Source organism: Exilibacterium tricleocarpae (assembly GCF_007004655.1).
Classification (GTDB): domain Bacteria; phylum Pseudomonadota; class Gammaproteobacteria; order Pseudomonadales; family Cellvibrionaceae; genus Exilibacterium; species Exilibacterium tricleocarpae.
The window spans coordinates 50,553-67,317 of sequence record NZ_ML660100.1; the positions used below are offsets into that span (position 1 = coordinate 50,553).

Annotated in this window: 14 protein-coding genes; 5 read left to right on the forward strand and 9 right to left on the reverse strand. The window is 59.6% G+C overall.

Going from position 1 to position 16,765, the window contains the following annotated elements; genetic code table 11:
- Window positions 1-556: 556 nt before the first annotated feature.
- From rpsT to pdsR, 3 genes are all read right to left on the reverse strand, one after another.
- Complete coding sequence (gene rpsT / locus FKG94_RS19820; protein WP_142928679.1) at window positions 557-823, reverse strand: 30S ribosomal protein S20; 267 nt, start codon at window positions 821-823, stop codon at window positions 557-559.
- A 347-nt stretch (window positions 824-1,170) separates the two neighbouring features.
- Window positions 1,171-3,225, reverse strand: coding sequence for an ATP-binding protein (locus tag FKG94_RS19825; protein ID WP_142928680.1), 2,055 nt, complete (start codon window positions 3,223-3,225; stop codon window positions 1,171-1,173).
- A gap of 14 nt (window positions 3,226-3,239) precedes the next feature.
- Window positions 3,240-3,938 (reverse strand): proteobacterial dedicated sortase system response regulator, encoded by a 699-nt coding sequence (gene pdsR, locus FKG94_RS19830; protein ID WP_142928681.1) that lies wholly within the window; start codon window positions 3,936-3,938, stop codon window positions 3,240-3,242.
- 361 nt (window positions 3,939-4,299) lie between these two features.
- Here pdsR and FKG94_RS19835 point away from each other — a divergent pair, with 361 nt between their 5' ends.
- Both FKG94_RS19835 and FKG94_RS19840 read left to right on the forward strand, forming a co-directional pair.
- A complete protein-coding gene (locus FKG94_RS19835) occupies window positions 4,300-5,403 on the forward strand; it encodes a D-alanine--D-alanine ligase family protein (RefSeq protein WP_179957731.1) in 1,104 nt (367 codons plus the stop codon).
- Between the two features lie 285 nt (window positions 5,404-5,688).
- Window positions 5,689-6,204: an acyl-CoA thioesterase gene (locus tag FKG94_RS19840; protein ID WP_246125275.1), complete on the forward strand. Its 516-nt coding sequence runs from the start codon at window positions 5,689-5,691 to the stop codon at window positions 6,202-6,204.
- A gap of 161 nt (window positions 6,205-6,365) precedes the next feature.
- Here FKG94_RS19840 and FKG94_RS19845 read toward each other — a convergent pair whose 3' ends face one another.
- From FKG94_RS19845 to FKG94_RS19855, 3 genes are all read right to left on the reverse strand, one after another.
- Window positions 6,366-7,772 carry a Fic family protein gene (locus FKG94_RS19845; protein ID WP_142928683.1) on the reverse strand — a complete coding sequence of 469 codons (1,407 nt, stop codon included), beginning with the start codon at window positions 7,770-7,772 and terminating at the stop codon, window positions 6,366-6,368.
- A 173-nt stretch (window positions 7,773-7,945) separates the two neighbouring features.
- Window positions 7,946-10,003: an alpha/beta hydrolase family protein gene (locus FKG94_RS19850; RefSeq protein ID WP_142928684.1), complete on the reverse strand. Its 2,058-nt coding sequence runs from the start codon at window positions 10,001-10,003 to the stop codon at window positions 7,946-7,948.
- Window positions 10,004-10,082: 79 nt separating this feature from the next.
- Window positions 10,083-10,955 (reverse strand): LysR family transcriptional regulator, encoded by an 873-nt coding sequence (locus FKG94_RS19855; RefSeq protein WP_142928685.1) that lies wholly within the window; start codon window positions 10,953-10,955, stop codon window positions 10,083-10,085.
- Between the two features lie 147 nt (window positions 10,956-11,102).
- Between FKG94_RS19855 and FKG94_RS19860 the strand changes: the two genes are divergently transcribed.
- Window positions 11,103-11,525: a DoxX family protein gene (locus FKG94_RS19860; RefSeq protein ID WP_142928686.1), complete on the forward strand. Its 423-nt coding sequence runs from the start codon at window positions 11,103-11,105 to the stop codon at window positions 11,523-11,525.
- Between the two features lie 256 nt (window positions 11,526-11,781).
- On the opposite strand, the gene FKG94_RS19865 is transcribed toward FKG94_RS19860, so the two are convergent.
- Window positions 11,782-12,468 carry an OmpA family protein gene (locus FKG94_RS19865; protein ID WP_142928687.1) on the reverse strand — a complete coding sequence of 229 codons (687 nt, stop codon included), beginning with the start codon at window positions 12,466-12,468 and terminating at the stop codon, window positions 11,782-11,784.
- A 244-nt stretch (window positions 12,469-12,712) separates the two neighbouring features.
- On the opposite strand from FKG94_RS19865, the gene FKG94_RS19870 reads away from it, so the two are divergent.
- Window positions 12,713-13,252, forward strand: coding sequence for a type III secretion system chaperone family protein (locus FKG94_RS19870; protein WP_142928688.1), 540 nt, complete (start codon window positions 12,713-12,715; stop codon window positions 13,250-13,252).
- A gap of 24 nt (window positions 13,253-13,276) precedes the next feature.
- Window positions 13,277-14,713 carry a hypothetical protein gene (locus FKG94_RS19875; protein WP_142928689.1) on the forward strand — a complete coding sequence of 479 codons (1,437 nt, stop codon included), beginning with the start codon at window positions 13,277-13,279 and terminating at the stop codon, window positions 14,711-14,713.
- A 13-nt stretch (window positions 14,714-14,726) separates the two neighbouring features.
- On the opposite strand, the gene FKG94_RS19880 is transcribed toward FKG94_RS19875, so the two are convergent.
- Window positions 14,727-15,680 carry a GGDEF domain-containing protein gene (locus tag FKG94_RS19880; RefSeq protein ID WP_142928690.1) on the reverse strand — a complete coding sequence of 318 codons (954 nt, stop codon included), beginning with the start codon at window positions 15,678-15,680 and terminating at the stop codon, window positions 14,727-14,729.
- A gap of 20 nt (window positions 15,681-15,700) precedes the next feature.
- On the reverse strand, window positions 15,701-16,726 hold the full coding sequence (locus FKG94_RS29440) for a response regulator (protein ID WP_142928691.1): 1,026 nt from the start codon (window positions 16,724-16,726) through the stop codon (window positions 15,701-15,703).
- Between the last annotated feature and the right edge of the window lie 39 nt (window positions 16,727-16,765).

Genomic DNA, 16,765 nt, shown 5'->3' on the forward strand with positions numbered 1-16,765 from the left:
GGGGGTGGTTGGTTTGTGTGTTTTTCTCCCGCCAACCCCACCCCCCCCCCCCCCCCCCCCCCCCCGACCCCTTCGAAGGGGACCACTCCCCTCGATAAGGGCCCCTGTAGCCGTTTACTGCGAGCTTTAGTTCTTGCCAGGCAACGGAATCAGCTTGTCCAGGTGGCTTCGTTCGCGGGGAGTGGTTCCATCCTAAGGGGTCAGAGAGCATAAATTTAGGCCAGAAAAAGCCTGGTCAAAATTTATGCTCTCCGACCCCGCACCGTGCCGACCCCGCACCGTGCCGACCCCGCACCGACCCCACACCATGCCGACCCCGCACCGACCCCACACCGTGCCGACCCCGCACTGTGCCGTTCGCGGAGGTGCCAGTCGACAATGCTAGTTATTTAAAGGGGGGGACTGCCATCGACAAGGGCAACTGGGCCCGCTTGCGCCGGTCATTTGCTTGCCGGGCAACGGAGTGGGTTTGCACTGGGCCTTTATCTGGACGGGCAGATCAGTGGGTATGTACCACACTGACTGCCCCAATTTGCAGGTCGCGGGAACAGGCTAACTAGGCGGCCAGGGCTTTGATCTGGGCATTGAGGCGGCCCTTGTGCCGGGCGGCCTTGTTCTTGTGAATAATCCCTTTATCGGCAATACGGTCAATCACCGGTACGGCTGCCGCGTAAGCCGCTTTGGCGGCCTCGGCGTCACCTGCCTCAATGGCGGTTACCACTTTCTTGATATAGGTGCGCACCATGGAGCGCAGGCTGGCGTTGTGCTTGCGGGTCGCCTCGTTTTGACGCGCACGTTTTTTAGCTTGAGGTGAGTTGGCCACCGCGTTGCTCCTGTCTGTCTGGGATTTGTCTGTTCGTCATTTCGTCAGGCTGCCGCTTTCAGCAACCTGCCACTTCAAGCCGCCCACATCGGCAACTCGCTGTTATTCCGGTAACTTGCATCCCGGTAACCTGCTGTTTTGCCGTCTCTGCCGCAGCGATCCACTGTTCATTGTGGCAATTCGTTGCGACGCTTTACTACGGCAACTCAACTGCGGCGATTCATTGCGACATCGGCTCTGCGGCAATGCCCGCAGTCTACAGGGCTATCCGAAATTTGGACGCGGTATTATGCCGGTTTCAGCTTGCCTGTCAAGTGATGCTGAGGTGGCACAGGGGTGCCGCCGGATCAGTTATCGGCGGCGGCGGGCAGGTGGATTTCAAATACCACACCGCCGCCGCCGGGTCGATTGTAGGCACCGACCTGGCCGCGGTGAAAGTCGACGATCAGTCTGACAATATGCAGACCCAGCCCGAGATGGGCCGGTTGCTCGCCCTCCTTGTGAGCGGCGGGTTCGCGAATGGATACCAGTGAATCGAATAACTGTCCCTGCATCTGGTCCGGCAGGGGCGGGCCGTCGTTGTCGACGGCGAGCCGCAGTTGCCCGCGCCGGTGCTCGAGGGTAAAGCTGATAACACCCTGCGGGGGGCAGAAATCGGCGGCGTTGTCCACCAGTTTGTCCAGCATTTGCACCAGCAGTTCGGGCGCCCCGCGCAGGCTGAAGTCAGCGCTGTCGGGGCTGGCGTGCCAGGTAAACCGCTGGCGGGGGTAGACATCGGCATAGGCCGATACCACGGCCTCGAGCAACTGTTTCAGATCGAAGGTTTCCAGCTCACTGCTTTCGATACTCTGCTCCACCCGGCTCGCGGCGCTCATGGCGGTGAGAATGGCGGAGAGGCGGCCGGCGCCCTCGCGGGCCCGGCCGGCGAAGGTTTCGGCCGGTGCCGGCAGCGACTCGTGTTCCAGATTGTCGAGGGAGGTGCGCACCACCGCCAGGGGGGTGCGCAGTTCATGGGACAGCTTGCTCGACAGGCTCTTCAGGTAATCGGTGTATTCCGCCAGCCGCCCCAGTAGCTGACCGTAGCTGCGGGTCAGGTCGCCCACTTCGTCGCCGGCGTTGGAATCGGGAAAGGTACCGCGGATTTTGCCGTCCTCGCCGATAGCGGTATCCGCCGCCCGGCTGAGCCGGCGGATGCGAAACGACAGCCAACTGGCATAGGCCAGCAAGCCGAGGCCGGCGACGCCGGTGGCTATCAGCGAATACAGCAGCAGGCGATTGAAGGCGGTGTTGGTCAGGGCCAGCATATTGTCCGTGCTCTGCTCGGCGACGACGCTGCCCAGTGTGCCGCCGGCGCCATCGACGATGGGGACTGCCGCCCGGCCGACCCGGCGGTGCTCATCCTGGTACCACAGCGCCTGCGGCTGTCCGGCCAGGGCCTGCTTGACTTCGGCGGTGACGAACTGCCCGCTGCGCGCGGGGTCGTCCAACTCGGGCAGATCCGTGCGGCCCAGGGCCAGGCGGTAGAGCCAGGTTGCGAAGCCGTGTTGTCGATCGGCGGCGGCGTCCGCCGCGGGCTGCTCCAACTCGCCCGATTGCGCCACCAGCCAGGCGTCGCCGGTGGTCACCGCCAGGCGCAGCCCGCCGGCGGCAAATACGCTGACGGTCTCGGTCAGGTCGGTCCGGCGTCGCACCAGGCGCGGCGGTGTCGACCGATCGGCAAAATTGCTCAGTTGGCGCGGCTGTTCGCCCTCATCCTGATCGACGATAGTCAGGCCCAGGACCCCGTCGGCAAGCGCGAGGGGGAAATGCAATTCCGCCTGATAGCCGCCGATTTTCTCCCGCCAGGCGCCGCGCACCCGGTGTTCCTGGCGCACATGGCCGCTGGCGTTGAGATAGCGGCCGGTCAGGCGTCCCGGGGCGCTGGTACGCAGCACATAGACCCGGTCGGGGCCGAGGTGCAATTGCAGGTGGTCGCCGCTGGCGAGCCGCGCCCGCCCGGGATTGTGGTAGGTTAGCCGCGGGTCGCTGACCTGCAGAAACAGATAGACCCCGCCGTTGAAAACCCCCGCCCGGTAGCGGGCTGAAAATCCGTTCGCTGCGGTCAGGGTTTGCTCGGCGATGGGTTGGTGGCGCCAGTCATCGTCATAGCCGTCGACGATGGCGGCGCCGGGCAGTGGGTGCAGGTAAACCGGTGTGGCCGCGGCCGGCGTTGCCTCGCGCAGGGTGCCGGTGAGGCCGGTGTCGTTGGCGATATGGGCCGCCACGGCGGTGGCGGTGGCCAGCAGGGCTACCGATTGCCCCTGCCGCAGGGCGCCCTCCATTTCCCGAATATACTGGCAGCCGGCCCAGGGCAGGCTCAGGGTCAGCAGGCTGACCAGGATCAACTGGCGTCTAAGGCGCAAGGATCACTCCCGGCTCAGTCATTGCTCACCCAGCGGTAGCCCATACCATAGGCGGTCTGGATGGCGTCGAAGTCGGGGTCGAAGCGGGTGAATTTCTTGCGGATGCGCTTGATATGCGAGGTGATGGTATTGTCGTCGAGCACCACATTGGCGGCGTCCATCAACTGCTGCCGGTTTTTCACATGGCCCGGGTGCCGCGCCAGGGCGTGGACGATCCAGAGCTCCGTTACCGTCAGGTCGATGGGATTGTCGTCCCAGTGTACCGACATGCGATCCAGGTTGAGCGCGAGCTTGCCGCGCTGGACGACCTGTTCACTGGTGGTGGCGGGTTGCCGCAGGGCATCGACGCGCCGGAACAGGGCGGTGATGCGTGCCAGCATATGAACCTGGCCGATATCCTTGGTGAGATAGTCGTCGGCGCCCAGGCGCAGTCCGGAGATCACGTCGAATTCGTCGTCGCGGGCGGTGAGGAAGATAATGGGCAGTTCCGGGGCCATACTGCGCAGTTCGCGACACAGATCGAAGCCGCCCTCCACCTCGTCACCCAGGCCGACGTCGATAATGGCCAGCTCCGGCAGTTGCTGCTGAAAGGCCGCCAGCGCCTCGGGTCGACTGCTGTAGTGGGCGACCTGGTAGCCGTGGCGACTGAGGGCGTCGCAATAGTTCCGGGCGATGCTGATTTCGTCTTCGACAATGGCTATTTGGCGCCCCATGTGTTCGTTCCTGTGGTCGTTCGTTAATGGTGTGGACGGCACTAACAGCACTGCCTTAAGCCGGCTCGGTAAGTGTGCCAAACCCCGGCAAAACACACCCCGGACCGCCAGCCGAGGCCGCAGATTAACCGATCGCTCTCAGTTTGTGCGACCGCGCCACAATTTATCACTTTTTGTCACCACATCACCATCATTGCCCTGCGGGCTGCCCGCTTGTGTTGGTGAAATGGGTGGTGTTGCAGTAACGCTGCTGTGGGCTTGGCCACGACTGCCGTTCGGCGCGGTGTCGACAGGCGGCCGTTATTGCCGTAGCGCGGCGCTCGTCCGGGCTTGCCACTCAATACGGGATCGAGGATCGACAATGAACGATAAAATTAACGTAGCTATTGTATTTGGCGGCCAATCGGCCGAACACAAAGTGTCTCTGCAGTCGGCTTTCAATTTGATTGAAGTTATCGATCGCAGCAAGTACCACCCGTTTCTGCTGGGCATCGACCGCGCCGGCGTCTGGTTTTTGTACCCGGATTTTTACGCGGTGGCCAACCGCCGGCAGCCCGTGCCTCGGGCGACCAAAAACGGCGTGCGGGAAGTGGCACTGGTGCGCAAAAACGGCTGTGTGCAGGTGCTCGATCTGGATACGTTCGACGGGCTCGGCCAGGTGGATGTGATTATGCCGGTGCTGCACGGGCCCAGCGGGGAAGACGGTTGCCTGCAGGGGCTGGCGCAAATGCTCGGCGTCCCCTGTGTGGGCAGCGGGGTGCTGAGTTCGGCGGTGTGTATGGACAAGGATATCTGCAAGCGATTGTTGCAGCACGGGGGTATTGAAGTGGCGGATTACCTGGTGTTGGATCGCGATCACAATGTGGGGTTCGACAAGCTGGTGCGCAAGCTGGGCAGTCCGCTTTACGTCAAGCCGGCCAATATGGGTTCGTCCATCGGTGTGTCGAAAGTTGCCAGCCCCGAGGCGTTGGCCGCAGCCCTGGCCATGGCGTTTCGCTACGACAGCAAAGTGCTGGTGGAGCGGGCCGTACAAGGGCGCGAAATCGAGTGCGCTGTGATCGGCAATGATTACCCGCGGGTGTCGAAGCCGGGCGAGGTGGTGGTCAAGTATGATTATTACTCCTACACCGCAAAATACCTCGACAGCCAGGGCGCCGAACTGAAAGTGCCGGCCGATCTGGATGACCTGACCACCAAAATGATCCAGGAGCTGGCGGCCGATGTCTATACGCTGCTCGGTTGCCAGGGCATGGCGCGGATCGATATGTTTTTGACCGAGGCGGACGAGGTGATTGTCAATGAGGTCAACACGGTGCCCGGTTTTACCCATATCAGTATGTTCCCCAAGCTCTGGCAGGCCGGCGGTATGAATGGCCGTGAATTGCTCGATCACCTGATTCTGTCGGCGGTGGACAACTATTGTTCGCGCGAGGCCATGACTGTCAGGCTCGCCGGTTGCCAATGACCTTTATGGGGCCGGCCTGAAAACCACCTGGATAGGTTGGCGTTTTGAATTTTTCTTGTGCCACACCCCCGCCGGGCCTTACCTTCTGCATACTTTACCTTGTATCGGGAAAACCGTAACAGGCAGTATAAAGTCAGGCTGCTTTGATCTTACACCCTGCACCGGCGCGGCCCGTGCCGGTTGGCACTCCCCTGACTCGCACCGCCAAAAAACGCCAGGGCAACAGGTCGCACCGATCCGGCCGACACGCAATCGTTGCCTAACGTTCACTGATCATGTACAAGTATGGCTGCGCAACTGCGGTGGCGGCTGCGGCAAAGTCCCGGCGGCGTGTTTTCCCGGGGGCTGCATGTGTTTGATCGGATTGAGACGCGCTTCATGGCAACGAGAGACAGCTTTGATTTTTCTTATGCACTGCGGGTGCGCTATTCGGAAATTGACGCCCAGGGCGTGGTGTTCAATGCCCACTACCTCACCTATTTTGATACCGCATTGAACGAGTATATGCGCCACCTGGATATCGATTACCAGGGTATGGTGGAAAAGCTGGGGGTGGATTTTCACCTGGTGAAATCCACTGTCGAATATCTCGGTCCGATTCATTTTGACGAGTTGATTGACATCGCCCTGCGGCCGGTGCGCATTGGCCGCTCGAGCATAACCTGGGAACTGGCCATCTTCAGAAGCGGCGAAAGCGAGTGTCTGACGCGGGGAGAAGTTGTGTGGGTATGTGCTGAAGTCGGCCGCCACCAATCGCATCCCATCCCGGCGGAGTTTGTAGACTTGCTGCCGGCGATATGACACGGCATTAATGAGACAGGATCGCGGGTGCGGCCAATCCGGATAGTGCTTCGTCACACGCCACAGACATCGGGGCAGTGGCCGGGGCCGCAAGTGTAGACATTTTCAATGTCTGCTGGTGCAGAGCAGAATATTCATCGGCCATTCTCCCTGGCGGCAGCTTATAGTTTTTCCGGTTTGTGCCAGACCGCCTGCCATGTCTCGAATTGCGAGGGCTTTATCTGGTAGCGCGCAAAGTTTCCCGCATGGAGCCCCAATACTTCGTGTTCGGCGACTTCTCTAAATCGATCCTGTTCACCGGCTTCGACGTTCTTTCCCGTCCAGGCGGCGATGCGGGCGAATGCCGACCTCTTTCCCAACGGCTCAAGCACGATGGTTTGGACGATTTCGCGCAAGGCGGTGCGGTGCTTCAGGCGGAAAGGATCGGGTTCACCGAGTGATTGCCTGACCGCTGCGTAGCGGGCTGCTGAGCGCTCGTAGGCCCAGATGAAGATGTCCTTGAGCAGATCGATCCGGTTCAGTTCGTACACACCGAGTATCGCTTCGGTGTAGGTTTTGGTCGGAACTTCCGTAAAAGAGAGCGGCGTTAGATTCGTTTTGATCAGTGGTATATTCGCGGCGAGGCGCGAGACACGCTTGTTCACATCATCGAACGGTTGCAGGTACGGCAACTGTACCATGGCGAAGAACGCCTGTTCGAAGGGGTCCGTGATTGCCTCGGCGGTAGCCAGAATTTGATCGAAATACGCCTCGATAAGCTGAGGGACTTCGAGAGGATGGAAAGCCGATTTCTCTATGCCGACCACGATCCGGCGCAGGCGACCGGCCGCTTCCAGGTCCGCCAGCAGGTTGTTTGCCAGCAGCGCATGCAGATTTAGAATGGTGTACCGGTTGAAGCCGATTTCCTCAGCCGAGTCCACAAGAAACTCAATGGCATCCTTGTGGTTCAGGATCATCTGTGTTTCAAGTTGCTTTTTGCCCTCCAACACTTTGCCGAAGTTTATCAGTCGCTTTGTATCGAGCAATGAATAGGTGTTGCCCTCGAGGCGGCTGGAGTTCCATGACAGATCAATGAGCAGCCGGTTCATTATCTGCCTGGCATATGTCCCGGCGGGTTGCTCTGTGGACTGCGGGGTCCCGACCTTCCGCAGGTGCGCACGCTCTCTCTGCGACAAATAGTAAGTGGCGTTGGGCCTGTAGCTGTCGAGGAAGCTGCGCTCATATCCCACCGGTTTTCGGGATAGGACAGGCTTGCGGACGTATTTCTGAACCTCTGCAGCCTGTGTTGAGATGGACACTTCGCCGACCAGCTCTTCCCTGCACACTTCCGGCGCTTTGGTTTCACCCACAGTATAGACGGCAAGCGGAAGATACCTCGCCCAGCGTCTACTGCCTTGTTTAACGAGACGGCCTTCGTCAACCAGGTGCTTGAGACGATACTGAAGGGTACGGCGGGCTATATGCCCTCCCAGTTCATCGTGGATGTTCTGGATGGCAATGCCCTGGGGGTAGGCGGACACCACCGCTTCAATAGCCTGCAAGTCGTGCTTGGGTATGGACTTTGACATATCACCTGATCTTGCGTATAGGAAGATATGCGCAATTAAAGCGCTTTTTTGCGCAATATTCAACCGTTTTATACGCGGATATCAGTTCTATATGCAGTATTTGGCTCTATGCGCAGTTATGCTGGCGCATAGTCGGTAGTTAACCCGGGCCAGGTATTCGCGGTGCAACACCATCAGTCGCTGCGGTACTTGGCAAACCACGCCAGAATATGGTCGACCTTAGTGACCAGTTGACTCGGGCGCTTGGCGATAAAATGCGAGGCGCCGGGAACTTCCACCAGCGCCGTATCTATCTTTCTCAGTTTTAAGGCGTGATACAGTTGCTTGGCCTCCGACAGTGGTGTGCGCAAATCGTCGGTCCCGACCATCACCACAGTCGGCGTTTCGATATTGCCGACCAGTGATATCGGGGAAAACTTCATATAGTTTTGAATGTCTTCCCAGGGTTGGCCGGGATAGCGATAGTCGGCATAGGCGTAGTAGTTGTCGGCCGTTAACGTTTTGCTGAACCAGTTCATCACCGGCTTGACGACCGCCGCCGCCTGAAAGCGATTGTTTTTACCTATGATCCAGGCGGTCATGATACCGCCGGCGCTGCCCCCGGTGACAAACAGCCGATCCGCTGCGGTGACTTTTCTCTCAATCAATACATCCACACCGTCCATCACGTCCTGATAGTCGTCGCCGGGGTAGTTGTTGTAGAGCAGGTTGCCAAATTCTTCACCATAGCCGGTGCTGCCGCGCGGGTTCGGGTAGAACACGACGTAGCCGGCCGCCGCAAAAAGCTGGACTTCAGGTGAAAACCGCTCGCCGTAGTTGGCAATGGGACCGCCGTGATTCTCGACCAGCAGCGGGTAGCGCCGGCCGGGATCGTAATTGGGCGGTGTGACGATCCATCCCTGTATATCGCGGTCATCGATCGAAGACTTGTACCACAGCTCGCTCACTTCACCCAAAGTCCGGTTGGGCAGGAGATCGGCATTGAATGAGGTGATGAGTCTGGGTTTGCGATTGCCTTTCCCCACCACTGCCAGCTCAGCCGGATGGTAAGGTGTGGTGTAGGTGTAGGCGATGCCGCCGGCGTCCGATACAGAAAAAGAGCCGCCGCCGTAGGGCCGGCCAATCGAGGTGCCGCCCAGGTTGCCGGCGACTACGCGATGTTTGCCCGCCAGTGAGGTGTAGCCGATCTTGGTATCGCCCTTGTCGTCGTACTGGAAGTACAGACCTTTGCCGTTTCTGTCCCAGGCCAAACCGGAGACGCTGCGGTCCAGTTTGGTGGGGATTTCCCGCTTGTTGGACCCGTCGGCATCCATCAGGTAGATGTTGTTCACCTGGTAAGCCTGGACCTGGTCGTCATAACCGAGATAGGCGATTTTGCGGCCGTCAGGGGAGACTCTCGGTGTGTTATCCGGTCCTTTGCGGTCCGTGAGAGCCACGGTTTTACCGCCGTCCAGGGGGACACGGTAGATTTCCGAATTTCTATAATCGTATTCCCAATCGGCGTTGCGATTGGCTGAAAAGAGCAGGTGCTTGCCGTCGGCGGACCACTGTGGCGTGCCTTTGTGATGGTATTCGCCGCGGGTAATCTGGCGGGCGGTGCCGCCCTCGGCGGGAATCACAAAAAAGTGATTGAAGCCCGTCTCGAGCCGTCCGCTGCCGTCCGCTTCATACTTGAGGCGGGTCGTGACTCGCGGTGCCTCCGCCCATTGCGCGTCCTTGGGTTTGACGGGCGACTTTACCAGTACCGGTGGCTCATCGGGTGCCAGCATCGAAAACGCCAGTAGCCTGCCGTCCGGCGACCAGTTCAATCCTGTCGGGGAGCGCTCGAGCTGTGTCAGGCGGCTGGTTTTGTCACTGGCGACCCAGTGTAGAAAAATTTCTTTGCCGTGCTCCCCGGCGGCCTTGCTGATAAACGCAATGCGCGTACCGTCGGGCGACCAGCGCGGGCTCGATTCGTTCACATCGCGGTGGGTGAGTTTCATCAGTTGGGTGCCGTCGGTATTTGCGATCCACAACCGCGCCTGCCTGTCGTCCTGCATAATATCCATCGCATTGCGCACAAAGACGACGCGACGTCCGTCCGGAGAGATTTGCGGATCGGAAATCCACTCCAGTTCAAAGACATCCCGATTGGCAAATGGCGGTTTGGAACCGGTCTCAAGAGGTTGACCCAGTGTCTGCTTGCCGGCGAGCGATGCGAGCAAAAAGAAAATGAGTAGGCAAGGTTTCATAGTGGCATCCGCGGTGAAGTTGGAGGGGGGCATTGTGGCGGTTTTTGACCGGGAAATAAAAGATTTTGTCGGCTGCTTATTACAGGCGCGAATCCTGTCGCAGTGCGTCGACCAGAAAATCCATCAGGACTTTCAGCCTCCCCGTCTGGCGCAGGTCCGGGTGGGTCAGCAGCCACAGGGCGCTGCCGCGAATCTCTCGCACCGGAAACAGTTTTTGCAAAGAGGGCTTTTGTTGGTCGTTGGGCAACAACGCCAACCCCAAACCGGCCTCGGCCAGGCTCGAGAGCGTATTGAGCGTGCTGCCGCGGGCAGTGATCTGCTGGGGTTTGAGCTGTTGGCGCAGCCAGGCGTAGGCGGACAGGTGATAGAGCGAGGCGTCCGGCGCGACCCAGCCCAGCCCGCCGGTGTCTTGGATGCACTGTGGGGGCGTTGTCCCGGTGTAGCTGCCGGCAGCGGTGAATACACTCCAGCCCATATCGACCACCTTGCGGCCCACCAGGTACTCCGGCGGCTTGGCGGTTGCCCGCAGTGCGATATCCGCCTCGCGGCGGTTTAAGTCGAGATCGGCATTGCTGACCAGAATCGTTACCTGGATGTCCGGGTAACGGTGATGAAAACGTGCCAGCAGTTGCGGCAGATAGGCGTAAGCCAGGTTTTCAGGTGCCGTCAGGCGCACTTCCCCACGCAGCGTTTTATCGGTGCCCGTCAACTGCCGCTCCAGCGCGTCTGCCTGGGCTTCCATCTGTTGGGCGAAGGGGAGCAGGCTCTCGCCGCTGGCGGTCAACTGGTAGCCGTCGGGCAAACGCTCGAACAGGCGGGTCTGCAGTTGCGTCTCCAACTGGTTCAGGCGCCGGTAGACGGTGCTGTGGTTGACCCGCAGGCTATCGGCGGCACCGGCGAGGGTGCCGGCGCGGACAATGGCGAGGAAGTCCGGGAGTAGATTCCAGTCCATGATTGCAGGCCCTGGGTCATGCGGCTGATTTGCGAATATGCAAAGTGACTTTGCGAATATTGGTCTTATCAGTGCAGAAAAGCAAGTATAAGCTGCGCCTGTCTATTCAATATTGCTTGTCTACTTATCGACTCGGAGGAATTTGTGATGAACGAACAGCGTTTGCAGCAAAGTGGAATTACCCTGTTGCGGGTGAGTCTGGGCATCGTGTTAATTGCCCATAGCGTGTACCTGAAGATGATGGTCTTTACCCTGCCGGGTACCGCGCAGTTTTTTACCAGTCTCGGGCTGCCGGGATTTTTGGCCTATGTGGTGTTTGCACTGGAGGCATTGGGCGGTATTGCGCTGATTCTGGGTGTGCAGGTACGTTGGGTGTCCCTGGCTCTGGTGCCTGTGCTGCTGGGCGCGACCTGGGCCCATCTTCCGGCCGGCTGGCTGTTCAGCAACCCCAACGGCGGTTGGGAGTACCCGGCTTTTCTGACTGTCGCGGCTGTTGCCCAGGCCCTGCTGGGCGACGGTGCCGGGGCGCTGCAGAAGTCTGCCAGTGTCAGGGGGCTACAGCCGGCTTAGGGGCCGGGTGCGGCCGTCGACATGGATGTTTTGACAGCCGCAGTTGCTCCCGATTGGCTGTCTAGCCATTTCAACGGCCCGGGCATTGAGGGCGCTGTCAATCAATGACCGGGTTTGCATTTGGTCTGGTGGTTGAGTGTAAGCACTGCAGCGCCAAAAAAAGCCCGGTAACCAACCGGGCAAGGTTCGCACAGGAGAGGCGGGTGGCGAGCCGGGCGGGCTCGGCTGGCATCAGGAAAGCGGTGATTGCCGCGGGCTATTTGAGTTGTGCAATGCCTGTGGTTTTCGCCGGGTCGAATATCTCGATATCAACGCGTCTTTCCATGGCGTATTGTTCAAAGTCGCCGGTGCCGGCCGTTGACTGGCTGGCGCCAAATGCACGCCTTTCAATCCGCTCCAGTGTAATGCCGCGCACTTCCAGGGCATTTTGTACCGCCAGGGCCCGGTGATCGGCCAGGACATTGTTGTACTCGTCGGTGCCCCGGGGATCGGTGTGCCCGACCAGCCGTACACTAAGGGCGGGGTTGTCGGTGAGAAATTTGGCCAGCGTGGCTACTTTCTGCTTGCCGCGCTCGGTGAGGTTATCGGCGCCGGTGTGGAACAGCACCTGAAATTCCAGGCTGTCCATTGCCAGTGCTTCCAGGTCGGTCACCTGCGTATTGGCGCGGGCCAGTTGCAGGTGCAGCTCGGCGATATGGTCCTCGGCCTCGGCCAGTTTCCAGGAGGTTTTGTCGGCGGTGTCGGCTTTTTCCATTTGCTCGCCCATATAGGCACCACCGAGGGCGCCGAGGATAAACCCTACCGGTCCGCCCAACACGGCGCCGGCCAGGGTAGTGGTAGTGAAAACCGCACCCTGCTTGACGTCGGTGTTGACGGCAAAGCTGGCCGGGGCGGCGAGGGTGCTGGCGACGACTAAACTTGTGATTGCGATGGCTTTTTTCACGATGTGTTTCCTTCTGTTAGCTTGATCGGGTGGTTATCGTCGGTTTGGTTACCGTTGATGTGTATTTAACAGGGGGAAATGGGCATCACTGGGTCAGCGATCGGGCACTGCGGCGATAAATTATGGCGAATTGTGTCAACTTCTACGGAGATTTCGGGTCCAACCCAAAGCTGCCGCCGCTGTGCCACACTGGAAGGTGACGCCGCGGAAATGACTTGAACCGGGAACCCTAGAAGGGATCACTATGAACAGTCACAGTCCAATAAACTATTTGGTTCTGAGTGTGGTTCTCCTGTGCATCGGAGCGGTTGTCGAGCCGTTGCGCGCGCAGGAAAGTCCCGCCCCGGCCCCGGCGAGGGGTATGAGCCAGGCGCAGTTGGAGGCCCTGGTGCGGGAAATGGCGGACACCGCCAGGGGCGGCGGTGGTGTGTTGCAGTTCGAATACGACGGTGTGATTTTGCTGTGTGTGTCAGATGTCGCCAATGACCGCATGCGCATCCTGGCGCCTATCGGCGATTATGATGGCATTACCCCCCAGCAAAAAGATCTCATGCTGGTCGCCAACTTTCACACCGCCCTCGATGCCCGCTATGCCGTCAGCCGGGGCGTTCTATATGCCGCCTTTATCCACCCGCTGTCGACCCTCGATGCCGGGGAGGTGGGTTCTGCCGTGCGGCAGGTGGCTACCCTGATGCAGACCTTTGGCGGAGATTACAGTAGTGGAGCACTCAATTTTCAGGGTCAAGCCCCGACCCGAAAGCCGTCCGGCAAGACACCGTTGTAACCGTTCTCCGTTGAGATGTAACCCATGACCAAACCCGTTTGTTGTTGCTGGGTCTTCTTATTGCTGGGAAGTCTGCCCGCCTGGGGGCACCGTTACGATATTGCCATCGACCCGCGCCTGTCGCTGTTGCAGGTGCGGCTGTGCTTTGACGGCGCGGCGCCCACCAGCCTGACCAGCGGCGACAGACGCGCCGGCACCTATCTGAGCGATGTGTATATCGATAGCCCCGAGCCGGCCGGTCGGGTGTCGGTGCGGCGCGGCCGTATGCGCTTGCAGGATATAGCCGCCGATGCCTGTATTGCCTATAAAGTTTCCTTGCAACAGATAGCGCAGGGCCGCCGCAGCAGTCATATCGGCGACAGTCGGCTGCTGGATATCCGCAGCTGGCTGTGGCGTCCTGAAACGGTTCCGGCATCCACGCAACTGCATTTCAGTATGCCCGCCGGCGTGGAGGTGGCCACACCCTGGCCGCCGCTGCCCGGTCGCAGGCATGGATTTTTGTTGCCCGATACGCCGGCCGACTGGTCCGGGCGCGTGGCGTTTGGCCGGGTCCGCAAAACCTCGGTGAATGTCGCCGGCGCCGAACTCCATATCAGCCTGGTAGGGCCGTTTGACGACCGACAGATCGATGAGGTGCGCACCTGGGTGCGCAAGACCGCTGAGAATATCAGCGGGGTTTACGGCCGTTTTCCCGTTGTCAATGCCGGCGTGCTGGTGATGGCATTGGGGGACCGCTACGGCTCGGGGCCGGTGCCTTGGGCCGAGGTGCAGCGCAGTGGCCGGCCGGAAGCGCACTTCTTTATCAACCAGAATCTGCCGTTGGCGGCGTTTCTGGCCGACTGGACCCCGACCCATGAACTGGCGCATATGCTGCATCCGGCAATTGCGTGGCAATTCAAATGGTTTTACGAGGGCCTGGCGAGCTACTACCAGAATGTCGCCCGTGCCCGCGGCGGTCAACTGAGCCAGCGCCAGGCCTGGCAAAAACTCTATGACGGCTTTGAGCGAGGTTTAAAACAGTCGCGCCAACCGGATCGCCGGGGTTCACCGAAATATATGGAAATGTACTGGCGCGGCGCGGCCGCGGCCCTGCTCGCCGACGTGCGCCTGCGCAAAGAAAGTCACAACCGGCACTCACTGGATTCGGCCCTGTCACAGTTCCAGCAGTGTTGCTTTGCGCCGGTGAAGACCTGGGACGGCTTTGCGTTTTTCCGGCGCCTCGACGAGTTGACCGACAGTCGGGTATTCAGCTCAATATTTGGCAAGTATGCCCGATCGGACGAGTTTCCCGATGTGCTGCCGGTGCTGCGGGATTTGGGAATCCAGGTCAAGCGCGGGCGCGTGCACCTGACCGACGAGAGCGACTGGTTGGCGTTGCGCACGGATCTGATGACCAAACCGGTGGTGGTGGGGGTGCAGCAGTCCGGCGGTTTGTCGTTGCCGGCGGCCGGCGGCCGGTAGTCACCCCTGGTGTTCAATCCGCCCGGCAAGCGCGGTTGCGGCCGGTTTGTTTGGCCCGGTACAGCGCCTGGTCTGCCTGCGCCAACCAGTCGCTGTGGGTGCGGGAGCCGGTGTTGGCGGAGACACCCAGGCTAATGGTGTAACGCATATCCACGCCGCCGTATATGACGCTGGCCGCCGCCGCCCGGCGGCGCAGTCGCTCGCCGAATACCAGTGCCCCCTCGACATTCGTATCGATCAAAATGGCGACGAATTCCTCGCCGCCATAGCGACCTGCAATATCGGTCTCCCGCACTGTGTTGCGCAACAGCGCCGCCGTATGCCGGATCACCTCGTCGCCTGCCTGGTGGCCATGGGTGTCATTGATGTGCTTGAAGTGATCGATGTCGAGCATCACCACCGAACTGGTGGTGCCGGTACGCCCACAACGCTTGAATTCCGTCTGCAGGCACTCCTCCCAAAAGGCCCGGTTGTTAAGCTGCGTGAGCCCGTCGGTGCGGCTTAAGATCTCCAGCTTCGTGTTGGCATTTTTGAGCCGCTTCTTGCTGACCGCGGCATCGGTGAGGTCATAGACGATGACACACACGTGATTGACACTGCCGTCCACCGAGGCCAGCGGAATGATGGTCGTATTTTGGAACATCAATTCCTCGGTGCCGGTAATGGGACGGTAATTGCGAAAGGGAAACACGTGGGGACGTTGCTCCCAGATTGTGAAGGCCCGATTGTTGAGCAGGAAGACGGATTCGACTTTATTTTTGAACCAGTCGCGCGGCAGCTCCGGAAACAGCTCGAAAATCTGCCGGTGGCGCGCGTCTTCCGGTGGAATACCGCTGTGGTTTTCCATAAAGCCGTTCCAGATTTGCACGGTGTAGCGTTTATCCAGAACCACCAGACCCACATCTATATTCTGGAGGATGTCCATCATCCAGTGCAGTTCTTTTAGTTCGATACCTTGGCCTGACATAGGACTCCGTTACTGTTAATTTAATCGAGCAGGTAGGCGATTTTATGGCTCATAATGTCGAGTGATTCTTCGGTAAAAAGAATCAGCAGATCACATTGCACATTGTAGTTTTCGATGGTGTAGGTAATTTCGATAGCCAGTGTCTCCCTCCAGGCGACACCGTCGGTGAGCAGTCCTTCGAGCGGTACGTGCTGCCCGAGCACGGCCGGGTGCCCCAGGCCAAATGGCACATCGAATTGCTCTGCAATACCTTTCAGGCAGGCACCGATCAGAATGCCGGCCACATCCATCAACAGTTCCATTTCTGTCGCTTTATCGATTTTTCCCTCGTACTTCATCAGTCTGGCAATATCGGCAAATGTAAAATCGTGAAAAAAAAGCACCGCCTCGCCGGCGATACCCGAGCCGATAAAGCCTTGGCAAACCGTCGACACCGTGTCGTACTCGGTTGCTTTCAGCGCCATCTGCAGCTCGCTTATTTCAATCATATTGACGTGGGGAATCGGCAGTAACACAAAGACATCCCATACCCGCGCCAGCAGACTTGCGGCCTGTCCCATAGCGACGTTGGCAATTTCGCGATAACAGTCGCGCTGCTCGGGGCTGAGTTTGGCGGGAGGGCGCCGCGTGCCCGCTGGTGGTGGCCGCACCCGCCGGGTATCGCGCCGGCGCTCGGGGGGACGCTGCAGGTGCAGATTGCCAAACAGCTCTGCTATCTTGACGACATCCACAGGTTTTTTGATAAACTCCAGCGCGCCGAGTTGCATCACCCGCCTGCGCGCCTCCGGTTGGATATCGCCGGACACGACTACCACCCGGGTCTCAATACCCTCTGCAGCCAGAGTCTCCAGCACCTTGTAACCGTCCATAACAGGCATATTGAGATCGAGAAACACAAACTCCCCTTTGCCTTCGCGGATGGCGCTGAGCCCTTCGCGACCATTGGCGGCAAACGTAATCTCGACCGGCCAGCTCGCCGGCAGCGATCTGGCCATCTGTCTTCGGGCCATACTGGAGTCGTCGCAGATTAGTACTTTGGTGCTCATACTGCCTGGTATTTGGTGCTCATACTGCCTGGTAATAGA